18 protein-coding genes are annotated in these 21,296 nt (G+C 45.3%); 14 read left to right on the forward strand and 4 right to left on the reverse strand.

Annotated features, from left to right (window positions below; genetic code table 11):
- From ABIN22_RS20920 to ABIN22_RS20985, 14 genes are all read left to right on the forward strand, one after another.
- Positions 1-1,953, forward strand: coding sequence for a glycoside hydrolase family 127 protein (locus ABIN22_RS20920; RefSeq protein WP_346910966.1), 1,953 nt, complete (start codon positions 1-3; stop codon positions 1,951-1,953).
- 160 nt (positions 1,954-2,113) lie between these two features.
- Entirely contained in the window at positions 2,114-2,833 is a 720-nt protein-coding gene (locus ABIN22_RS20925; protein WP_346910968.1) for an alpha/beta fold hydrolase, read from the forward strand.
- A 96-nt stretch (positions 2,834-2,929) separates the two neighbouring features.
- Positions 2,930-4,060, forward strand: a complete 1,131-nt coding sequence (locus ABIN22_RS20930; protein WP_346910970.1) for an aldo/keto reductase — start codon at positions 2,930-2,932, stop codon at positions 4,058-4,060.
- A 107-nt stretch (positions 4,061-4,167) separates the two neighbouring features.
- Positions 4,168-4,824 carry an HAD family hydrolase gene (locus ABIN22_RS20935; protein ID WP_346910972.1) on the forward strand — a complete coding sequence of 219 codons (657 nt, stop codon included), beginning with the start codon at positions 4,168-4,170 and terminating at the stop codon, positions 4,822-4,824.
- 305 nt (positions 4,825-5,129) lie between these two features.
- Entirely contained in the window at positions 5,130-5,798 is a 669-nt protein-coding gene (hypB, locus tag ABIN22_RS20940) for a hydrogenase nickel incorporation protein HypB (protein ID WP_346910974.1), read from the forward strand.
- A 53-nt stretch (positions 5,799-5,851) separates the two neighbouring features.
- Positions 5,852-8,551 carry an FAD-dependent oxidoreductase gene (locus ABIN22_RS20945; RefSeq protein ID WP_346910976.1) on the forward strand — a complete coding sequence of 900 codons (2,700 nt, stop codon included), beginning with the start codon at positions 5,852-5,854 and terminating at the stop codon, positions 8,549-8,551.
- Between the two features lie 19 nt (positions 8,552-8,570).
- Positions 8,571-8,915, forward strand: coding sequence for a hydrogenase maturation nickel metallochaperone HypA (locus ABIN22_RS20950; RefSeq protein ID WP_109733440.1), 345 nt, complete (start codon positions 8,571-8,573; stop codon positions 8,913-8,915).
- A 27-nt stretch (positions 8,916-8,942) separates the two neighbouring features.
- The gene (locus ABIN22_RS20955; RefSeq protein WP_109733441.1) at positions 8,943-9,995 is read left to right on the forward strand and encodes a DUF5692 family protein; all 1,053 of its coding nucleotides are present in this window, start codon (positions 8,943-8,945) and stop codon (positions 9,993-9,995) included.
- Between the two features lie 216 nt (positions 9,996-10,211).
- Positions 10,212-11,396, forward strand: a complete 1,185-nt coding sequence (locus ABIN22_RS20960) for a YibE/F family protein (protein WP_346910979.1) — start codon at positions 10,212-10,214, stop codon at positions 11,394-11,396.
- Positions 11,397-11,550: 154 nt separating this feature from the next.
- Positions 11,551-15,573, forward strand: a complete 4,023-nt coding sequence (locus tag ABIN22_RS20965; protein WP_346910981.1) for a LamG-like jellyroll fold domain-containing protein — start codon at positions 11,551-11,553, stop codon at positions 15,571-15,573.
- 362 nt (positions 15,574-15,935) lie between these two features.
- Positions 15,936-16,646, forward strand: coding sequence for a LytR/AlgR family response regulator transcription factor (locus tag ABIN22_RS20970; protein ID WP_109733444.1), 711 nt, complete (start codon positions 15,936-15,938; stop codon positions 16,644-16,646).
- Positions 16,643-17,896, forward strand: coding sequence for a sensor histidine kinase (locus ABIN22_RS20975; protein ID WP_118621746.1), 1,254 nt, complete (start codon positions 16,643-16,645; stop codon positions 17,894-17,896). Before ABIN22_RS20970 ends, ABIN22_RS20975 begins: the two co-directional genes overlap by 4 nt.
- A 45-nt stretch (positions 17,897-17,941) precedes the next feature.
- The gene (locus ABIN22_RS20980) at positions 17,942-18,388 is read left to right on the forward strand and encodes a DUF3887 domain-containing protein (protein WP_346910984.1); all 447 of its coding nucleotides are present in this window, start codon (positions 17,942-17,944) and stop codon (positions 18,386-18,388) included.
- Positions 18,389-18,404: 16 nt separating this feature from the next.
- Entirely contained in the window at positions 18,405-19,409 is a 1,005-nt protein-coding gene (locus ABIN22_RS20985; RefSeq protein WP_346910986.1) for a CPBP family intramembrane glutamic endopeptidase, read from the forward strand.
- Between the two features lie 125 nt (positions 19,410-19,534).
- On the opposite strand, the gene ABIN22_RS20990 is transcribed toward ABIN22_RS20985, so the two are convergent.
- From ABIN22_RS20990 to ABIN22_RS21005, 4 genes are all read right to left on the reverse strand, one after another.
- A complete protein-coding gene (locus ABIN22_RS20990; RefSeq protein ID WP_346910988.1) occupies positions 19,535-19,948 on the reverse strand; it encodes a GNAT family N-acetyltransferase in 414 nt (137 codons plus the stop codon).
- 115 nt (positions 19,949-20,063) lie between these two features.
- Complete coding sequence (locus tag ABIN22_RS20995) at positions 20,064-20,207, reverse strand: hypothetical protein (RefSeq protein WP_346910990.1); 144 nt, start codon at positions 20,205-20,207, stop codon at positions 20,064-20,066.
- A gap of 58 nt (positions 20,208-20,265) precedes the next feature.
- Complete coding sequence (locus ABIN22_RS21000; protein ID WP_346910992.1) at positions 20,266-20,496, reverse strand: DUF4318 domain-containing protein; 231 nt, start codon at positions 20,494-20,496, stop codon at positions 20,266-20,268.
- Between the two features lie 81 nt (positions 20,497-20,577).
- Positions 20,578-21,279 carry a transglutaminase-like domain-containing protein gene (locus ABIN22_RS21005; protein ID WP_118621749.1) on the reverse strand — a complete coding sequence of 234 codons (702 nt, stop codon included), beginning with the start codon at positions 21,277-21,279 and terminating at the stop codon, positions 20,578-20,580.
- Positions 21,280-21,296 lie beyond the last annotated feature (17 nt).

Raw genomic sequence — 21,296 nt, forward strand, 5'->3', positions numbered from 1 at the left:
ATGAAATTACATCCAGTGGATTTAAAGAAAATAAAGATTTGTGATTCATTTTGGTCTAAACACATTAATCTGGTAAAGGATACAATTATCCCTTACCAGTGGAATGCAATGAATGACCTCATACCGGATGCCGAGCCGTCTCACTGTCTGGAGAACTTTAAAATAGCGGCAGGGAGAAAAAAAGGTGAGTTTTACGGGGCCGTTTTTCAGGACACGGATATTGCAAAGTGGCTGGAGGCAGCAGGCTTTACTTTGGCCTATGACAGGGACCCGGAACTGGAAAAAACTGCGGATGAGGTTATTGACCTGATCGCGGAGGCACAGCAGGAAGACGGATATCTGGACACCTATTTTATCATCAAAGAACCGGACCGCAAGTGGAAGAATCTCTGTGAAGGACATGAATTATATACGGCGGGACATATGATGGAGGCAGCAGTGGCTTACTATCAGGGGACCGGTAAGGATAAGTTTCTGAATGTAGTACGAAAGCTTGCAGACCTGCTCTGTGACACCTTCGGCAGTGAAGAGGGGAAAATCCACGGTTATCCCGGGCATCAGGAAGTAGAGATTGGACTGATCAAGCTTTATCAGGTGACAGGAAATAAGAAGTATGTGGATCTGGCAAAATATTTTATTGATGTGAGGGGCGTCGGGAAAAATTATTTTCTGGAGGAGATGGATAAACCGGATTACCGGCAGATTTTTCCTGAATTTGCGGATTACCAGCCAGCATACTCCCAGTCGGACCGTCCGGTAAGAGAACAGACAGCGGCGGAAGGACACGCGGTCAGAGCAGTATATATGTATTCTGCAATGTCTGATCTTGCCTGCGAATATCAGGATCAGGAACTGATGGACGCGTGCACCAGACTCTGGAATAATATCGTACAGAAACAAATGTACATCACAGGAGGAATCGGGGCGTCCGGCATTCTGGAGCGGTTCACCGTGGATTATGACCTGCCCAACGACTGCAACTATGCAGAGTCCTGTGCATCGATTGGATTGGCAATGTTCGGAAGCAGAATGGCAAATATTACGAGAGATGCATCCTATATGGATATCGTCGAGAAAGCCCTTTATAACACTGTACTTGCAGGAATCGCGCTGGATGGGAAGAGCTTCTTCTATGTGAATCCGCTTGAGGTGTGGCCGGACAATTGTCTTGAACGTACTTCAAAAGAACATGTAAAACCTGTCAGACAGAAATGGTTCGGTGTGGCATGCTGCCCGCCTAATATCGCAAGAACGCTTGCTTCTATTGGACAGTATGTATACTCTGTCGGTAAGGGAGAACTGTATATTAACCTGTTTGTCTCAAACAAAACGGAAACGGAGGTGAATGGAAATACTATTGGCATTTCGATGGAAACCAGATTTCCGTTTGACAACAGGATTGATATAAATATTCAGAACATTCCGGCAGAAGGTATGACAGTGGCAGTCAGAATTCCCGCATATGCGAAGGATTACCGCACAGATGTAAATGGGCAGCCAGTGAACTGCAGAATAGAAAAGGGATATGCATACGTGACACTGATGGCAGATGCCGTGATTACAGTTTCCTTTGAGGCACCGGCAAGATTTGTCCGTGCAAATCCGAATGTGCGGGCGGACTGCGGTAAGACTGCTGTTATGAAAGGCCCTCTCGTATATTGTCTGGAGGAGGCTGACAACGGTAAAAATCTGTCTGGATTGTATGTCAGTACGGACCAGAAAATCAGGGAGCAGGAATCTTCCGCATTCGCGGGAGTCACGGAACTTATAATGAAGGGGAAGCGAATGGAAGAAACTGCATGGAAGGAATCAGAATTGTATGGTGAACATCCGTTAACTTTCTCCAATGTAACATTAAAAGCAATCCCGTATGCCTATTGGAATAACAGGGGCATAGGGGAAATGACTGTCTGGATAAAAGAACTGGTCATGGCTGCGGATGGGATAAAATAGTAGGAAAATAAAAAGAAATAATCAGGGGCTGCCGCAAAATAATATTGAGAATATCAATGCTCAATATAGATTTTACGGTAGTCCTTTTTATGATATTAATGGTACAATAGGACATATAATTGAAAGAATAAGATTATAAGACAGAATTGGAGAGTGCTGTATGAAGAAAAAGATTTTGATTCCCCTGATTATTATAATTGTGCTTGCCGGGGCGGGTGCATGGTATGTGGGGGATTATTACCATAGCGATGACAGTGTACAGACATACATGCAGAAAGAAGGGGATGTGAAGGTCAATGAGATAAAGGAAGGCCTATTCCTTGACGGGCCGGGAACTGAGGATGCTGTTGTTTTTTATCCGGGAGCAAAGGTGGAATACACCGCATATGTACCGCTGCTTTATCAGCTGGCAGAGCAGGGGATAGACTGTTTCCTGATTAAAATGCCATGCAATCTTGCTATTATGGGGCAGAATAAAGCAGATTCCATTTTAGATGGATACAAGTACGATCACTTGTATCTGGCAGGGCATTCTCTGGGAGGGGCTATGGCGGCATCTTATGCGTCAAAACACCTGGAAGATCTGGACGGTCTGGTCCTTTTGGCGGCATACCCAACGAAAAGCCTGAAGTCGGAGGATTTTTCCGTGCTGTCCGTATACGGAAGTGAAGACGGCGTCCTGAATATGACGAAGTATGAGGAGGGGCTTAAATGGATGCCGGATCGTTATACGGAGTTGTGTATTGAGGGCGGATGCCATGCTTACTTTGGTAACTACGGGAAACAAAAAGGCGACGGTGCGGCGGGGATCAGCCGTGAGAAACAGCAGGAGCAAACGGCTGCAGCAGTGGTGCAGATGATACAGGGGGCCGGGCAATAGAGGAAATTGCAAAAAAGTATTGACATGGAGTTCACTCAAAGGTCTATAGTAAAAAAGAAGCATATCGGACAGGATTTAAGAAAGAGGGACTAAAACATGGTATACAGAGATTTTCAGGATTTAAAGCTTTCTGCATTAGGGTTTGGGGCAATGCGTCTGCCGCTTACTGGTGACGGACAGATTGATGAGGAACAGACGGCCAGAATGACTGCTTATGCAATAGAACACGGTGTGAATTATTTTGACACTGCATATGGTTACCACGATGGAAAATCAGAAGTCGTTATGGGAAAAGTTCTTTCCTCATACCCGAGGGAAAGCTATTATCTTGCGGATAAGTTTCCCGGATATGATCTCTCCAATATGGGAAAAGTAGAGGAGATTTTTGAGGAACAGCTGGAAAGATGCGGCGTAGAGTATTTTGATTTTTACCTGTTTCACAATGTGTATGAGAAAAATATTGATCCATATATGGACCCTGATTACGGGATTATGGAGTATCTGTTAAAGCAGAAAGAAAACGGTCGCATCAGACATCTCGGGTTTTCGGCACATGGGCGTTATGATACGATCAAACGTTTTCTGGATACATATGGAAGGCATATGGAATTCTGCCAGATCCAGCTGAATTATTTGGACTGGAAGCTGCAGGATGCAAAAGCAAAGGTGGAATTGCTGGGTGAATATCAGATTCCGGTATGGGTAATGGAGCCGCTTCGGGGAGGAAAGCTAGTCTCTCTTTCCGAAGAGAACGAGAAAAAATTAAAAGCGCTCCGTCCGGAAGAGGACATTCCTGCATGGGCATTCCGATTTTTGCAGAGCGTGAAAGGAGTAGCAGTAACTCTGTCAGGAATGTCTGACATGGAACAGATGGTAGACAATGTCCGTACCTTTGAGGAAGATAAGCCGCTTGATGAAACGGAAATGAAGGCATTGATGGAAGTGGCAGATAGTATGCTGGATGTTCTTCCTTGTACGGCATGCCGCTATTGCGTGACACATTGTCCCAAGGGGCTGGATATACCGGTACTGCTGTCACTTTATAATGAAACAAGATTTGTTAATGGAGCGATTACGCATATGGCAGTAGATGCACTTGATGAAGAGAAAAGGCCGGGCCAGTGTATCGGCTGTAAGAGCTGTGAGGCTGTCTGTCCACAGCAGCTGGCGATTGCAGATGCGATGCATGATTTTACGGAAAAGCTGAAACAGCCGGCGGGGCTGTAAAGCTCTGTCCATAGAAACCCGTTGCAACTCTTCCCGGAAACACTTATAATAATTAATGGACGCTAAATAGAAGCAAAATACTAGAGAACTGAAGGGACGCGGCAGAGATGGTAAAAGCGGTATTTATTGATTATACAGGTACAACGGTACAGGAAGGCGGGGATGAACTGCAGGAGATCATTATGAGAATCTGCAGAAACAGCAATATCCATGACCCAAAAGAGGCTGTAGGACGCTGGTGGGAGCTTATGAAGCAGTATGAAGAAAGCAGTTACAAAGAAGCATATCTGACCGAAGATGAGATCGTCGAGAAGGTGCTGGCAGATTTGTGCAGGATGGACGGCCTTAAGGAGAATCTGGATGAACTGCATGAGCTGTTCCGGGGATTCTGGGTGAATGCACCGTTGTTTGATGACGCAGAAAGATTTTATAATAGATGTGAAGTTCCTGTCTATGTAATTACGAATAATGGAGTTCCCTATGTCGAGGAAAGCATGAAGAAAAAAGGACTTTCCCCGGCAGGGATTATTTCCGCAGATATGGTAAGAGCATATAAGCCGCATCGGGAAGTCTTCGAAAAGGCATTGCAGATAAGCGGATGCAGGGCGGAGGAGACGGTCCACATCGGGGATTCTTACGATTCAGATGTTTTGGGTGCACAGGCGGCGGGAATATGGCCTATACTGGTGGACCGTACGGGAAAACAGCAACATAATGATATCCTGACTGTACAGTCTTTGACAGATATAATTATAAAAGAATGACTGACACAAAAACCACATAACAAATTGCTCTGTTACTGAAAGGGCATTTTGTTATGTGTTTTTTTATATTGAAGAAAGATGAAGCATTCGTTTCGTAAATAAACTATTTTCTGAATCGTGGATGTGGTTATACCAGAAACCACATTGAAAACATAAGGTGGAAATGCACGAAAAACGTTCCGAAATAACAGCATAGTGCACAAAAATAAAGGCTGAAATTGACATGTATTTCGTGGCATAGTATAATGTTAAAAAGATAACATTATCTGGTACAGCCAGATTTACTGAATGAAGGAGGAAATGAGATGGGAGAATTCAGGGTACTGGAAATCAAGCAGAGTGTATTTGCAGACAATGATAAACGGGCACAGGAATTAAGAGGCGAGCTGAAAGAGAAAAAAGTCTTTCTGCTAAATCTGATGTCTTCCCCGGGGTCGGGTAAGACGACGACATTATCGAGGACAATCGAACAGCTGAAAGACGAACTGAAGATCGGCGTGATGGAGGCGGATATCGATTCAGATGTGGATGCAGAGACGATTTCCAATCTTGGTGTGAGGGCAATCCAGCTTCATACAGGGGGAATGTGCCATCTGGATGCGGATATGACGCGTCAGGGACTGGAAGGGCTAAAGACCGGGGATCTTGACCTGGCGATTCTGGAGAATGTGGGAAACCTTGTCTGCCCGGCAGAGTTTGATACAGGGGCAGTTAAGAATGCCATGATCCTGAGTGTGCCGGAAGGGGATGATAAGCCATTGAAGTATCCCCTGATGTTTTCCATCTGTGATGTGGTGCTGATCAACAAGATCGATGTGCTCCCGTATTTCGACTTTGATATGGAAAAATGCCGGAAGAACATTCTGATGAGGAATCCCAATGCAAAGATTATTCCAATTTGTGCCCGCACAGGGGAAGGGATAGAGGAATGGACCAACTGGCTGAAGGAAGAAGTGAGAGGCTGGCAGTCGTAAAGACGGCTGTCTGAATCCGGGTATGGATATACCCGGGGGAAGGAGTGAAAGTGATGGCAGAAGAGAGAAAATTAATATTAAAGCTGGGGCAGAAGATTACGGACCGTATCGGGCACAAGGTGACTGTGGATGATCCGGAATACTGGGGGCTTGCCTGTGTAATTACGGATGAGATGGCGGAAGTGGCGCTGGCCATGAAGGTACGCAAACCGGCCAGCGCGCAGGAGATCGCAAAGAAGTGTAAAAAACCGCTGAAGCGGACAGAAGAACTTCTGCAGGAAATGAGTGTGATCGGTCTTCTGGAATATAACTGGGAGAATGCTGACCACCATAAGCAGTACATACTTCCGATGTTCGTACCGGGCTGTGCGGAATTTATGAACATGAATAAGGAACAGGTGGAAGAACATCCGGAGATCGCACGGTTTTTCGAGAGAATGTCACGCCTTCCGCTGGAGAAAGTCACACCGATGGTGCCTCTTGGCGGGGCCGGGGTAGGAATGCACGTGATTCCGGTGGAAAAAGCGATTCCGACGGAGCAGAAATCTGTCAGTGTGGAACATATATCCCACTGGGTACAGAAGTATAAAGGGAAATATGCAGTGGGTGCCTGTTCCTGCCGCCGTTCACGCAGGATCCAGGGGGAAGGCTGCGGGCATCTTGAGGACGATATGTGCATTGGTGTAGGGGATATGGCGGATTACCTCGTCGAGACAGGGAAGGGAAGGTATATCGATGAAGCAGAAGTGATGGAGATTCTTCAGCGTGCAGAGGACAACGGGCTGGTACACCAGATCACCAACATAGACGGGGAAGATAAGATCTTTGCCATCTGCAACTGCTGTGTCTGTTCCTGTTATGCTCTGCGCACCTCACAGCTTTTTAACACGCCAAACTTGTCCCGTTCCGCTTATATCGCGCGAGTGGATGCCGATAACTGCGTGGCATGCGGACAGTGTGTGGAATACTGTCCGTCCGGCGCAGCCAAACTGGGACAAAAGCTTTGTACGAAGGAGGGCCCGGTCGTATATCCGAAGCAGGAGCTTCCGGATGCCGTGAAATGGGGACCGGAGAAGTGGAATGAAAATTACAGGGACGACAACCAGATCAACTGTTATGATACAGGAACATCTCCGTGTAAGACGAACTGCCCGGCACATATTGCGGTGCAGGGATATATTAAGATGGCATCTCAGGGAAGATATCTGGATGCATTGAAACTGATCAAGAAGGAAAACCCGTTCCCGGCAGTCTGCGGAAGTATCTGCAACCGCCGCTGTGAGCAGGCATGTACAAGGGGCGAAATTGATCAGGCAGTGGCGATTGATGAAGTGAAGAAATTCATTGCCATGCAGGAACTGAATGCAGAGACACGTTACATCCCGCCGATGGTCAACCAGATCGGAAAGATGTATCCGCAGAAGGTAGCCGTTATCGGTGCCGGCCCGGCCGGAATGTCCTGTGCCTTCTTCCTTGCACAAAAAGGGTATCCGGTCACTGTATTTGAAAAGCATCGTCATCCAGGCGGAATGCTGACGCACGGAATTCCGGGCTTTAGGCTTGAGAAGGATGTTGTGGATGCAGAGATTGAAGTCCTGCGTGAGATGGGCGTCGAGTTTAAGTGCGGTGTAGAAGTTGGAAAAGACGTAACACTTGCAGAACTCCGTGCACAGGATTATAAAGCATTTTATATTGCAATTGGATGCCAGGGGGGAAGAAAAGCAGGAGTTCCTGGCGAAGAGGCAGTGGGCGTGCTGACGGGAGTAGAATTCCTCCATATGGTCAATACGGATGAGACGACAGGCCTGACAGGGCGTACCATCGTTGTCGGCGGCGGAAATGTGGCCGTTGATGTTGCACGCAGTGCCGTGCGTGCGGGTAGTTCAGACGTATCCATGTACTGTCTGGAGGATAAGGATTCCATGCCGGCAGCAGCGGATGAAGTGGAAGAGGCTGAGGGTGAAGGCATTGCCGTAAACCACGGCTGGGGACCGAAAGAAATTCTGACTGCGGACGGAAAAGTGACAGGAATCGTGTTTAAGAAATGTATTTCCGTTTTCGATGCAGATGGACGGTTCTGCCCACAGTATGATGAAAACGAACTCAAGACAGTGGAATGTGAAAATGTTCTCATGAGTATCGGCCAGAGCATTATCTGGGGAAATCTTCTGGAAGGCTCGAAAGTGGAGCTGGGACGCGGGAACGGAGCAGTGGCAGATTCCCTGACGTACCAGACTGCGGAGCCGGATATCTTTGTCGGCGGCGATGTCTATACAGGACCGAAGTTTGCAATCGATGCGATTGCAGCGGGCAAAGAGGCGGCAGTATCGATCCACCGTTTTGTACATGAAGGGCAGAGTCTGACGATCGGACGCAACAGACGGGAATTTGTGGAACTGGATAAGAAGAAGCTGGATATCCCTTCAGACAGTTATGATAATTCTGCAAGACAGGTTCCGGGACATCAGTCCGGTATCGATGCGAAGACTACATTCCGCGATACACGTCTTACATTTACAGAGGAGCAGGTGAAAGCGGAGACGGCACGCTGCCTCGGATGCGGCGCAACAGTGGTGGACGAAAACCGTTGTATCGGATGCGGTGTCTGCACAACGAAATGTGAATTTGATGCAATCCATCTAAGCAGGGAACTGCCTGATGCAAGCAGAATGATGAAGAGCGAAGACAAGATGAAGGCAATCCTGCCTTATGCAGCGAAGCGTCAGATTAAGATAATGCGTAATAAAAAATAAGGAAGAAGATGAATGAGATATGCATGAATTAGGTCTTGTCACGCATGTTGTCCGAACCATCGAGGAGATCGGCAGGGAAGAAAAGCTGACGGAAGTCGCTTCCGTCACGCTGGAAATCGGTGAGGTGAGCGGCGTTATACCCGATTATCTTACCGACTGCTGGAAGTATTTCCGCGTAAGATCGGACTTATTAAAAGAGGCAGAGCTGGAAATTGAGACGATTCCGGCGGTTACCCTTTGTGAGGACTGCCAGAAAACATATTCAACACTGGAATATAAGAAGATATGTCCGTACTGCGGGAGTGAGAATACATATCTGTCAGCGGGGAATGAGTTTAATATTAAGGAAATAGCTGCCTGTTAAGAGGAATGGGAGAAGAGGAGTGTTATTATGTTTGTATTTACAGAAAATGTGCCGGATATATTAGTCTGGCTCGTATGGATTGGTGTGTTTGTGTCACTGTTTGCGGCAAATGAATTAAGCCGCCGCTTTAAATGGGTCGGATTCGGATGTTTCGTGGTTCTGCCGGTTGTTCTGACGGTCCTGTGGCTGACCGTTTTGAAAGATACGTCCTATATGGACTGGTTCCATCTTGCAAAAGTATATTCGTCTACAGCAGGGTGTATCGGTTTCTGGTGTATCCGCCATATCAAAAAACTGCAGCATAACAAGATTGCATTGTGTTTTCCGCCACTGATTCTTGCAATTAATATTCTGGAAGCATGCTCCAGAGATTTCCAGATCAGCCAGTATGCAACTCCGGTTGTAGAATATATGAACAACCAGGTCCAGTATTATGTCGGCGGTTCATGGAATATCATGAACGGGATTGCAGGAATCCTGAATATTATCACGATTACAGGATGGTTCGGAATCTGTATCCGCAAGAAAACTGCGAAGGACAACAGCAGGGATATGCTCTGGCCGGATATGATGTGGTTCTGGATCGTGGCTTATGATTTGTGGAACTTCGCCTATACATACAACTGCCTGCCTACCCATGCATGGTACTGCGGATTCGCACTTCTGCTGGCACCTACGGTATGTGCATTTACGATTGGTAAAGGGGCATGGCTCCAGCATCGGGCACATACACTTGCCCTGTGGTGCATGTTTGCCCAGACATTCCCTGCATTTCAGGATGCGAGCAGATGGCTCGTCCATTCCACATCCAGCAAGGCCATTGCGGATGCAGCAATTCAGGAAGGAATTCTGGCATCTGACGGAATTACCATGCTCAAAGACGCAGGAATCTATCAGGTGGCAGGCGCAGCTCCGAATACCACATTTTTATTCGTAATGAGCCTGTTGGCACTGCTGGCTAACGTGGCTGTATTTGCGTATATGATTTACCGGATCGTAAAGACAAAGAAGAACCCTTATAAGGGAGAGCTGTATACAGATCTGAGGAAATATCAGGAAGTCAGAGCTCTGGGAGAATAGGGCTTGCATAATTTTATATAAGAAAGAATGGGCACCCGGGAATATCTTTTCCGGGTGCCCATTCTGATTGTGCCCGGGGATTACAGACGGGTGGCAGAAGCAGAATATTTAATCCATATTTGATCTGTTTTTAATCTTTCATTTTTATAATAGAGGATATCCCGTGTCAGCATCAAAGAGATACAGGATATATTTATAAGAAAAGAGGAAAAACAGATGGCAAAATTAAAAGGAGAAGTGAGTAAGGAAAAGAATCATTGGATTCATTCTCACCGGGCAGAATTGTCCAGTGTTGTACTGATTTTGATTTTTTCCGTGGCTGTTATTATATGGAACAGGGGGATTCAGGATCAGTACGAGCATTATAATAATACGAATATTACATATGAAAAGGGGATTGTGACGGAGACAGGCAATGATGAACTGACTGTGGATGAGACAAATCCGGACAGATATCTGGGGATGCAGACTGCAAAGATTAAGCTGTTAAGCGGGAAATATAAGGGAGAGACAGTGGAGACGGAGAACTACCTGACGGCGGCAAATAATATCTATGTAAAGCCGGGCACAAGGGTGATTGTTTCACAGGATGAACCCGAGGCTACGGCTCCTTACTTTGTCATTTATAATTATTACAGATCGCCTGCTATATATGGGATCATTCTTGTGTTTTTCTTTTTCATGATCCTCATCGGCGGGAAAAAGGGCATCCGAGCGCTTCTGGGACTCGGGTTTACTTTATTTACGATTGTGATGTGGATGATACCGATGATCTATCTGGGGCACTCCCCGGTTGTAATGGCAGTCCTTACGGTTGTCATGACAACAGCATGTGCACTGGTCCTGCTGAACGGGACCGGCAGGAAAACGATGGCGGCAATCTGCGGTACGGCGTCAGGCGTGATTCTGGTAGGGGTTATATTTGCAGTTTTTGCAGCAGTGCTTCATATCTCCGGATACAATACTGACGAGACAGAATTTATGGTCCTGATTTCAAAGAACACACATCTTCAGATTTCACAGGTACTTTTTGCGGGAGTACTGATTGCTTCTCTGGGAGCGGTGATGGATGTAGGGATGTCGATTGCATCTGCTTTATATGAGGTACACGCCGTGAGTCCGGAGCTTGGCCGCGGAGAATTATTCAGGTCCGGGCTTAATATTGGCAAAGATATGATCGGGACCATGAGCAATACGCTCATTCTCGCGTTTACTGGAAGCGGCCTGAGCACGCTGCTGGTCCTGACAGGATACGGGATCAAGTACCATCAGCTTGTCAGCTCAGACTTTCTGGCGATTGAGATTGGACAGGGATTGTCAGGGACGATAGCGGTGATCCTGACAGTTCCTTTGACCTCTGCGGCAGCATCTGTTTTATATAAAGCGAAAAGGAAATGTTAAAAAAATATACAAAAATTTTATTTAGGCAGTAAAAACATTAACCAAGTGTTAACACCGTAATGATTTATCTCTTATTTGCTTTCGTTAACCTGTGAGAGGTGGCCGTCCATAAAAGACGGGACAACTTTCAAGATGAGAAGGAGAGGAAAATGCAATGAAAGGGAAGACAATCAACAAATTACTGGCGTTGTTCCTTACTGTGGCAGGCGTGATGTCATCACCGTCAGTGCTTGCGGTAAGCGCCGCCGGAAATGTGGCCCAGCCCGCATATGAGAACACCCAGGATATGGGAGGGACTCAGGAAACAGGCAGTGACAGCCAGCCGATGGAGGCCAATGGCTTTATTTCACCGGAGGGGGATATAGATTCTGTATCTGATCCGGCTGCAGAAGTTAGTTTCGGAGTCGTATCCGATACACATGTACGCCAGGATAAGGCGACGGAGAAAAGCAGACTTGCGAAGGCATTTTCGTTTTTTAGTGAATCCGGCATGGACCGTATGGTAGTAGCCGGAGACCTGACAGATAACGGGGCTGCCAGCGAGTATGCGGCATGGAAACAGATCAAAGAAGAGAATCTGACAATACCTCTGATCGCGTCAATGGGAAACCATGAGAATAACAGCGCTGATGCATTTACCGAGACAACGGGAAATAAGCCGAATGACCATCAGGTTGTGAATGGGTATCATTTTATCACGCTGAGTCCGGGAAGCGGGGAACTGGATGCAGAGACAGGCAAAGGTACAAAGCAGGGAGGCGGAAATTATACCTATACGCTGGACTGGCTTGAGGAGCAGCTTTCGCAGGCGGAGGCAGACACACCGGACAAACCGATTTTTGTATTTTTCCACCATCCGATTAAAAACACATTTTACGTTTCCACGGAATGGTATGGAAGCGGGCTGGATGAGATTTTTAAAAACCATCCGCATGCGGTGACATTCTCCGGACATATTCACAGTCCAAATAACATGCCAACAAGTATCTGGCAGGACGGCGGCTATACGGCAGTAAACACGGTAACTTTGTCCTATATGGAAATGGAATCCGGGATGATCTATGGCTCTGTACCGCCTAATGCAAGCCAGATTGCACAGGGACTTGTTGTGGAGGCGAACGGCAGCAGGGTTACGATTAAAAACTATGATTTTCTCGCAGACAAGTGGATTCCCCAGACATGGACGTTTGATGTGACGGAAACGCTGCCTTATACAGACGAAAGAGCGGAATCTGCACAGGCACCTTATTTTGCAGACGATGCACAGCTGACGGTCAGTGAGGTTGGGGAGAATTCTGCAAAACTGACATTTGACCAGGCAGAAGTGGCAGAGAATAACGTAGGGGATATCGTGCATTCCTACAGATATGACTTTATCAATACGGAGACACAGAAAGTCGTGAAGACATTCAAAACATGGTCTGAATATTATCTGCAGCCTATGCCGGAGCAGATCACGCAGAAGGCTCCGGACCTGGAAGGCGGAATGTCTTATGAGGTAAGGATTTATGCGATTGATGCCTACCAGAAGGTGAGTGAAAACTATCTGTCACAGACATTTAAGACAACCGGGGAATCTTCTTCCGAGCCGGGATTTGATGACATGGTCGAGGGTGTGCCGAAAGCAGACCTTCTGGATGTAGATTTCTCAGACGGAGCCATTTCAGATCATTCTGTGTCAGGCAATACGTTCTATGGAAGTGACGGCAGTAATATAGCTATGGACGAGGAGCTAGGGAAATATACGGCCAGATTTACCGGAAAAGCTGAAGAAGCATTTCTGACAGACTGGTCAGCCGAGCAGTATGATCAGACAAATGACGACTTTACAATTGAAAGTACGTTTAAGGTAGACAAGTTCTCCGGAAGTTATGTAGACCTGTTTGCCAATATGGAGTCTGCAGGAATTGGTTTTGAGATTCCTGCTTATGACGATGAATCGGCAAGCCTGGAGGCATGGGTACATGTCGGGGGCTCCTATCAGAAACCGACGGCGGCAGGTGCTTTAAAATACGGTGAGTGGAATCATGGAGTCATCACTTATGACGGTAGTAAAGTAACACTTTATGTAAACGGCGTTAAGATTGCCTCGAGAGAAGCAACAGGCAAGGTGAAGACACCGGCCAAGAGTTCACAATATTATGTAATCGGCGGAGATTCCGGTTCTAACGGCAGTGTTCAGTCACCAATGACCGGCGCAATTTCTACGGCACGTATGTACAGCAAGGCCCTGACGGCAAAACAGGTTTCCATGCTTGCAAACAGGGAGCTTCAGACGATTGATACAATCAAACCGGTTATACAGCTGGAATCCGAGCCGGCCGGTACCGGAACAATGAACAAGGATTACACGATACCGGCGGCACAGGCGGCGGATAACAGTACAATTGTTACGTTAAAGACCGTCCTGACGGCACCGGACGGAAGCGAACTTGCCGCACTGACCGGGGAGAATGGAAAGACGGAAGCAAAGACTGTGAAATTAGAAAAGGCAGGTACATATAAGCTGCTTTATAAAGCAGAAGACCGTTCCGGCAATGTCGAAACAAAGAGCTATGAGATCCGGGTAAAAGCAGGAGATCACAGCAAATTTGAAGAAGCAATGCTCAGAGTGCTGTCAATCGGAAACGATGAACTGGAGACATATACAGAAGAGAGCGTTGCAAAGCTGATGGAGGCGCTGCAGAATGCAATGCTGATTACAGACGAATCTCTTCAGGATGAGATTGATTCTGTAACTAAACAGCTGAACGATGCAGTTGACGGCCTTGTGAAAAAGGAAGAAGTACCACAGGCTGACAAATCGGCACTGCAGGACTTATTTGATGAAGTAAAGGATATTACAGGTGACGGTTATACGGAAGAAAGTTATGCGGCATTTGATGCGGCGCGTACCAGGGCGGAAGAAATCCTAACAGATAAAGATGCAGACCAGACAGCAGTCAATAAGGCATATGATGAGTTGATGAGCAGGAAAGAAGAACTAAAGCCCGCGGCAGTAAAGAAATATGCGGAAGACATTCTGGCAGCCGCAGCAGAGGCTGACCGTACAAACGCCACAGAGGAGGCAGCCGCACAGCTGGATGAGGCAATCGCAAAGGTACAGCAGATACTGGACAGCGGCATGGCCAAAGAACATGAAATGGCAGCAGGTGCAATCGAGGTGCTGAAAGCCGTAGGAAATCTGAATCCGGGAACTGCAAATATAGCAGGGCTTACACAGGCCATACAGTCCGCCGAAGTCCTGAATTCAGGCAGATATACACAGAACAGCTGGGCGATATTTGAAACAGCTGTCGAAGAAGGCGAAGCACTTTTACAGGAACTCAGCGAGGCAGAGCAAAACGAAGCAGAACCAGAGGCCGTGCCGGCAGACATTGAAGGAGGAAGTAAAACAGCATCGGCAGATGCGGACAGAGTTAATACAGCACTTGATAACCTGAGTACGGCAGCGGCCGGGCTGCAGGAAAAGTCTGAGGAACAGCTGTCACAACTGCTGGCGCAGCTGTACAGCACAATAGCAAAAGCGGATGCAGTTCTTATGGAGCAGGCGAAATATACACCGGACAGCATCTCAGGCCTTCAGGAGTTAAGAGATGAGGCAAAGCAGCTTGCAGATTCCGGCCAGGCAGATGAAGAGGCTTTAAAGGCAGCAATATCTGGTTTAGAAACATTACTGGGGAAAGTAGTAAACAGGGCCGACAAGACAGAATTACTCATCCAGCTTGCAAAGGCTTCCATGATTAAGACGGAGGAGTATACAAAGGAAAGCGCATCGGCGTTTACTGCTGCTTTCGAGAATGCAAAGAAAATTAACTCAGATGAGAATGTTTCCGACCAGAGTGCAGTGGATAAGACGTCAGCAGAACTGGCACAGGCGATGGAGAAGCTTGTAAAGAAAGACGGAGGGTCCGGCGACGGCAATGACAATCAGGAACCGGGCGGCAACGGAAATAATAATGGAAGCAACAGCGGCAGTACGGGGAACGGCAGTGGAAATAAGGACCAGAGTTCAGACGGAAATTCCCCGGCTGGAAAAACACCTGTAAAGACCGGAACAACAAGTACAAGCGTAAAAACCGGAGACGGTGCATCACCTGTTGTACCGGCAGTCATGGCCGTACTTGCCCTGGCTGGAATCACATTTGCGGCAGCATGGAGGAAAAAGGTAAAATAACAACAGAGGGACGGAGTCATTGCTCCTTGTAAGAGGAAGATAAGAAGGGCGGCAGTATTTGTATGATTTGCAGATACTGCCGTCCTTTTTTAGTCTGTTGGTCGTTTGATACATTGTTTTTGTCAATCATGCAGTACATATTTACAATTTGACAGACTATGTTACACTAGAGCGTGTCTGATAATTCATTGTACACGTCTGACCGCCCCACTTCAGGACCTATTTGAGCCAAATTTTATCAACGTAGAACCACTACGCCTCAAAAATTTGGCTCAAATATCTCCCGAATTGTGACAATCAGCCGTATACATGATTTATCAAACACGCTCAATAACAATCAACAAAGGAAAGGGAGAAAACATATGTACAGAGTCGCAGTATGCGATGATGATAAAAAGACGGCAGAACTGGTGGCTTCTATCATACGGGAGTGTAATCCTGCGCTGATGACAGAGTGTTTCACGTCAGGAGAGGAACTGCTTGAGAATTACCAGCCGTGTCAGGCGGTATTTCTGGATATTGATATGAACGGGATGAATGGGATTGAGACGGGAATGCGTATCAGGGAAATGGACAAATCCGTTAAGATTGTGTATCTGACGGCTTACCGGGATTATGTGGCAGGCGCATTCAGGGTCCATGCGTTCCAGTATCTGATAAAGCCGGTTAACAGGCAGGAAATCAGTCAGGTTTTAAAAGATATATTTGATTACCTTCACACTTCGAAGGGAGAAGTACTGGATTTCCAGACTGGACAGGGGCTTCTGTGCCTTCCTGTGGAAGAAATTTATTATTTTGAATATCTGAGCCGGAAAGTGCAGATTGTTACGGAGAACGGCAGATATACGATGCAGGAGAAAATCGGCAGTGTTGCAGAGCGGATGGAACCATTTGGTTTTTCCATGCCCCACCAGAGTTTTGTCGTGAATATGCTTCATGTAAAAAATGTTCTGACGGGGAGGATTCTGCTGGATAACGGAATGGAAATCCCTCTGGCCCAGAAAAAGCAGAAAGTCTGGAAACAGGAACTTCTGAATTATCTTGCAGGGAGATTGGAGGGAAAAAGGGAATGAATACAGTGGTTTTATTCTTTATCCAAATCATTGATATGGCTGTACTGATTGGCTGTGTTATGAGTGTGACCCGTGCGATTCCGGGAGGGATAGAGGAGAAGAGATGGAAAAAGGCGGCTGCCTGGATTATATACGGTGCACTGGCGCTGTTCCTTCCAATGCTGGGAAATGATCTTTTGACTATTCTGGTTCTTGCAGTATGGAATGTTCTGACAGGTTATTTGCTTTACTTCCACAGTAAAATGGGGATGGTATGCCAGATTATGTACCATGCATTTCTGATGCTGGCACAGTATATGGCATTGATGATAGCGGCAGACATCTTTTCCATTCTTCAGGTGGAATTACAGACGTATATTTTAATGCTTGAGACATTAAGGTGTATCCTGCTGATCGGCATGACATTGATCTTAAGATATGTGATTCGTAAAGGATTTCAGGATGCACCGCATCTGAAAATAAAAGGAATGGTTATTGTTCCGATGTTCAGCGCGATATTGATATTTATGTATCTGATTGCAGGAGATGTTTTCTTTGTCAGATATGGCTACTACTGGTGCCTTGTGTTTGGTCTGCTTTTAATCGTGATGAACCTGTACTGCCTGTATTTCTGGTATGATGTGGCAAAGAATAAGGAATTGAGGCATACGGTGGAACTGATGGAGCAGCAGAGGGAGCTGACACTGCAGTATTATAAGGAGATGGAAAAAAACTATGATAAATCCAGGACTATTATTCATGATATACGAAATCATCTTAATGCTATTGAGCAGAAGTATAAAATAGAAGACCGGGAATATATCGATGACGTCCATACCATGCTGAATTCAATGGGCATGAAGTTCTATACAGAGAACAGGATGCTTAATATTATATTGAATGATAAGCTAAAAGGAATTCCCCAGGACCGGGTGGACTGCAATCTGGGAGGAATCGGACTGGAGTTTATAGCCGATATTGATATCACAACCATTTTCGCCAACCTGTTGGAAAATGCCGTGGAAGCCGGGCGGGGGCACGATGACTTCCGGCTGAAAATCCGCGGAGAGGAAATTCAGGATTTCACCATTGTGAAGATCAGCAACCCGCTGTACGTGCCCTATCAGGAAGGAAAATCTGCAAAGTCAGGACACGAAGGAATCGGGCTGCAGAATGTAAAAAAAGCAGTGGAAAAATATCAGGGAGAGATGCAGATACAGACGGATGGACAGATGTTTTCCGTAACACTGCTGTTTGCCAGAAGCAGTTAGTTTTGTAACAAAGCAAATAAGAACAGACAAAAGGAGTGATGTGTGATGAAAAAGAAGTGTAAAATGAGAAGGATGACAAAGATTTTGAGTATCCTCGCGGCGGCAATGTTTTTGACAGCAGCGCTGACAGGCTGCCAGAGTGCCGGTACAGAGCTGTCGGATAAGTTTGATGAGGAAACGGTAAAGAGTGAGGCGATGAAGGCTATTGAGCTGTTTAATGACCGTGATTATGAAGGAATATGTGACATGGGAACACAGGAGTTCAAAGATTTACTGACCTATGAAGAATATAAAGAGCAGTGTGATCCCTTTTTAGACAAATGTGGTGAGTTTAAGGAGATCAGCAAGACCGTAGTTATGGGAAGCAAGGATAAAAAGACGGGTGCCGAGTACGGCGGGGCTGTCATGGTAGGGACATATGAAGACGGGAAGATCCAGTTTACCATTGGTTTTGACGAGGATATGAAGCTTGTACAGTTTTTGATTAAATAGAGGGGACGGATACAATATGAAACTGACAAAAATAGAAAAGAAGCAGCTTCTGATATTTGTGATTATCGCATATGGTATCACTTATCTGCTGGGTGTGCTTATGGGGTATAGTTACTCGGCCGGAAAGGATGTCAGTGTTTTTCCGAATGCACAGATGCTTTATCCGGCAGCAGGCGTCATGCTGGCATATCTCATCACAAGAAAAACTGACAGTAATATGCCGCGCAGATTTTTTGTCTCTTATCTGATCGCGACTGCCCTGATGATCCTGTGTGCTATATGCAGTGTGACTGGGATCGGGGGAAACTGGTTACTCATCTGCCAGTTTATCCTTATAGGCGGCAGTATTGTATGCGGTATCCTGCTTCTGACGGATAAAAAAGAGCGCCGTTCACGGTATGGTTTAAGAGGTAAAAATGCAAAACTGTCTGTATTCTGCATCCTGCTTTTTGTAGTGCTTTATATTCTGCGGACGGCGATATCCTATGGGGTATCAGGACAGCTGTGGATGCTGGGTGAGATTGCAGTAAACCCTCTTACATGGGTAATGCTGATCAGCATTCTGGTTAACTTTTTCTTCGCGTTTATCGCTTTTTTCGGAGAAGAATATGGCTGGAGATATTATTTGCAGCCGCTTCTGGAAAAAAGATTCGGAAAGCGTGCCGGTGTGCTGCTTCTGGGCGTTGTATGGGGATTATGGCATATGCCGGTGAACTTCTTTTACTATACGAATCCTGCTGATGGAATAATCAGTATGGCAGGACAGCAGATCACCTGCATCACTCTGGGAATATTCTTCGCATATGCATATATGAAGACTGAAAATATATGGGTCCCTGTTATTTTACATTTTTTGAATAATAATCTTGTTCCGGTTATATCTGGGAGCTACAGTGCATCAGTCATTCAGGACCAGTCGGTCAGCTGGGCGATGCTGGTTCCGGCTTTGATATTAAATGGGGGGATCTTCGGGGGATTCTTATTTTCACGGGTGTTCAGAAAAGAGGAAATAAAAGCATAAAAAAGAAAGCTGCTGTTGTCCGGGGCTCATATGACTGCGCCGGTCAGCAGCTTTCCTTTTTGTGCGGAAAGCTATCTGTAATAATTTTCAATGCCGATGCCGATATCATCAAATCTAACTGGGATTTATAAAATCATTTTGAACATTCCCGGACCATCCCATTCACAAGGTCTTTCTTCAAATCCCTTTTTCTTATAAAACAAGAGTGCATCTTTCGTACTAATCAATTCTAAACTGACAGCCCAATCAGGATTGATATTTTCTCTTATATAATTTTCTAAACATTCTATTAGCAACGTTCCTACTCCCATTGCCTGATAGTCTGGTATTACAACAAAATCTTTGATATAAAATGACATACCCCCATCTCCAATCAACCGCACCATTCCTATCGGCTGTTTTTTATCATAAGCTGTAAATGTTGCAATAGTATTGCTCAAAGCCTTTTCGACTTGTCCAATACATGGCGCTTCCCATCCAACTGACGTGTATAAATCCAGAAACAGTTCTGGTGATAGTGTATTTATTCTCACTTCCATAACTACTCTCCTTTAATTTATGGATACAATCCTTTAACTTAGTCAAAACGTCAGAGGGTTTATAAACGCTATCTCTCCATATTCAAATTTTCCTTACCACAAACTGTAAGTTATTTTACTGATGTTCTATAAATCCAATGATTGAAAAAATTAATCCAACGACACCTATTCCGATAGCAAGCAATCCCATACCCGATGAAGAAAAGGAAATTACAATTGCAAAAAGTAGTATTGCAACGCCTAATCCAATTTTTTTCATTATGAACCCTCCTCTACAACTTCTAAGTTTTCTGGACAAACTGTGAATTATCATTTAATTATCTTTCTCTGCACTTAATTCCATAACTTCCCCGGCTCCCATTCTCGTATCCTCGATATATTTCATATGTTTTCTCATTTATTATAACTTCATCATCACCATTAAAAGAATAGGAGTATCCATTTTCCTCACAGTATTTAGAAATTGCCTGTTGCGCTTTTGCAACAGTCGGATAAATACCGCCATTTTCATAGGGCACCCAAAAAGAATTTTTAAACATCTTAAACATAAAATCCCTCCTACCGTTCATTTGAATAATCATTGAATCCCTTCCTCAAGTTTAGACAATCGGTCACAAACATTCAAGTTGTTATTCAGCATTTCTTATTTTTCTGATATTGTTATTCATTAAATGCCTTCCCAAATTTCTATACAAGAAGCCTTTAAGTACTGACAGTTCTTGATTATGATCTTTTAGTAACTCATCCGGACAATCATAAATTCCGAAGTCATGGTTAATGCCCTCGCTCTGAATATAGGTATCGTTTCGATCAAAATCAATTACAGGATTATGAAAATCCTTTACAGCAACACCATACCCGCAAAAGGCACCTGAGCATATTGAGTTTATACGTTGTAATTGTGAAAGATATTTTTTGTCTAATATAAATGCCTCTAATTCATACCATATCCCATCCAAATATACCTCGACCCAGCTGTGTAAAATATTTTTGGGAGCGTTTTTGTATACAAGGCCTGTCATTGCCCCTTTTTGCAATTTCTTATCAATTGTAAATCCATGCATACGACATGGAATATGAACTCCGCGGAGCAGGGCCATAAATAATGTTCCCTTTGTATTACATTGCCCATACCCATCAGACAACACTTTTGACGCGGGGATATGATCATCTATATTGTAACCAAATAGGATTTCATCACGAACAAAATTGTATATCTTCTTTATGCGATTGTACTCATCTATATTTTCCCATTGCCTGTCCCTTATTAATTTCTGAATATTTTCGGCAGAAAAGTTTAACAAAGAGGTTTCTTTTAAATATTGTTCCATCAGTGGACTCCCCCATA

The sequence above is a fragment of the Faecalicatena orotica genome (assembly GCF_905197545.1).
GTDB lineage: Bacteria > Bacillota > Clostridia > Lachnospirales > Lachnospiraceae > Faecalicatena_A > Faecalicatena_A orotica.

What these genes read in the sequence shown, in the direction of transcription:
- ABIN22_RS20920 (WP_346910966.1), top strand. Translation starts at nt 1, where the DNA reads ATGAAATTACATCCAGTGGATTTAAAGAAAATAAAGATTTGTGATTCA.
- ABIN22_RS20925 (WP_346910968.1), top strand. Translation starts at nt 2,114, where the DNA reads ATGAAGAAAAAGATTTTGATTCCCCTGATTATTATAATTGTGCTTGCC.
- ABIN22_RS20930 (WP_346910970.1), top strand. Translation starts at nt 2,930, where the DNA reads ATGGTATACAGAGATTTTCAGGATTTAAAGCTTTCTGCATTAGGGTTT.
- ABIN22_RS20935 (WP_346910972.1), top strand. Translation starts at nt 4,168, where the DNA reads ATGGTAAAAGCGGTATTTATTGATTATACAGGTACAACGGTACAGGAA.
- hypB (WP_346910974.1), top strand. Translation starts at nt 5,130, where the DNA reads ATGGGAGAATTCAGGGTACTGGAAATCAAGCAGAGTGTATTTGCAGAC.
- ABIN22_RS20945 (WP_346910976.1), top strand. Translation starts at nt 5,852, where the DNA reads ATGGCAGAAGAGAGAAAATTAATATTAAAGCTGGGGCAGAAGATTACG.
- ABIN22_RS20950 (WP_109733440.1), top strand. Translation starts at nt 8,571, where the DNA reads ATGCATGAATTAGGTCTTGTCACGCATGTTGTCCGAACCATCGAGGAG.
- ABIN22_RS20955 (WP_109733441.1), top strand. Translation starts at nt 8,943, where the DNA reads ATGTTTGTATTTACAGAAAATGTGCCGGATATATTAGTCTGGCTCGTA.
- ABIN22_RS20960 (WP_346910979.1), top strand. Translation starts at nt 10,212, where the DNA reads ATGGCAAAATTAAAAGGAGAAGTGAGTAAGGAAAAGAATCATTGGATT.
- ABIN22_RS20965 (WP_346910981.1), top strand. Translation starts at nt 11,551, where the DNA reads ATGAAAGGGAAGACAATCAACAAATTACTGGCGTTGTTCCTTACTGTG.
- ABIN22_RS20970 (WP_109733444.1), top strand. Translation starts at nt 15,936, where the DNA reads ATGTACAGAGTCGCAGTATGCGATGATGATAAAAAGACGGCAGAACTG.
- ABIN22_RS20975 (WP_118621746.1), top strand. Translation starts at nt 16,643, where the DNA reads ATGAATACAGTGGTTTTATTCTTTATCCAAATCATTGATATGGCTGTA.
- ABIN22_RS20980 (WP_346910984.1), top strand. Translation starts at nt 17,942, where the DNA reads ATGAAAAAGAAGTGTAAAATGAGAAGGATGACAAAGATTTTGAGTATC.
- ABIN22_RS20985 (WP_346910986.1), top strand. Translation starts at nt 18,405, where the DNA reads ATGAAACTGACAAAAATAGAAAAGAAGCAGCTTCTGATATTTGTGATT.
- ABIN22_RS20990 (WP_346910988.1), bottom strand. Translation starts at nt 19,948, where the DNA reads ATGGAAGTGAGAATAAATACACTATCACCAGAACTGTTTCTGGATTTA.
- ABIN22_RS20995 (WP_346910990.1), bottom strand. Translation starts at nt 20,207, where the DNA reads ATGAAAAAAATTGGATTAGGCGTTGCAATACTACTTTTTGCAATTGTA.
- ABIN22_RS21000 (WP_346910992.1), bottom strand. Translation starts at nt 20,496, where the DNA reads ATGTTTAAGATGTTTAAAAATTCTTTTTGGGTGCCCTATGAAAATGGC.
- ABIN22_RS21005 (WP_118621749.1), bottom strand. Translation starts at nt 21,279, where the DNA reads ATGGAACAATATTTAAAAGAAACCTCTTTGTTAAACTTTTCTGCCGAA.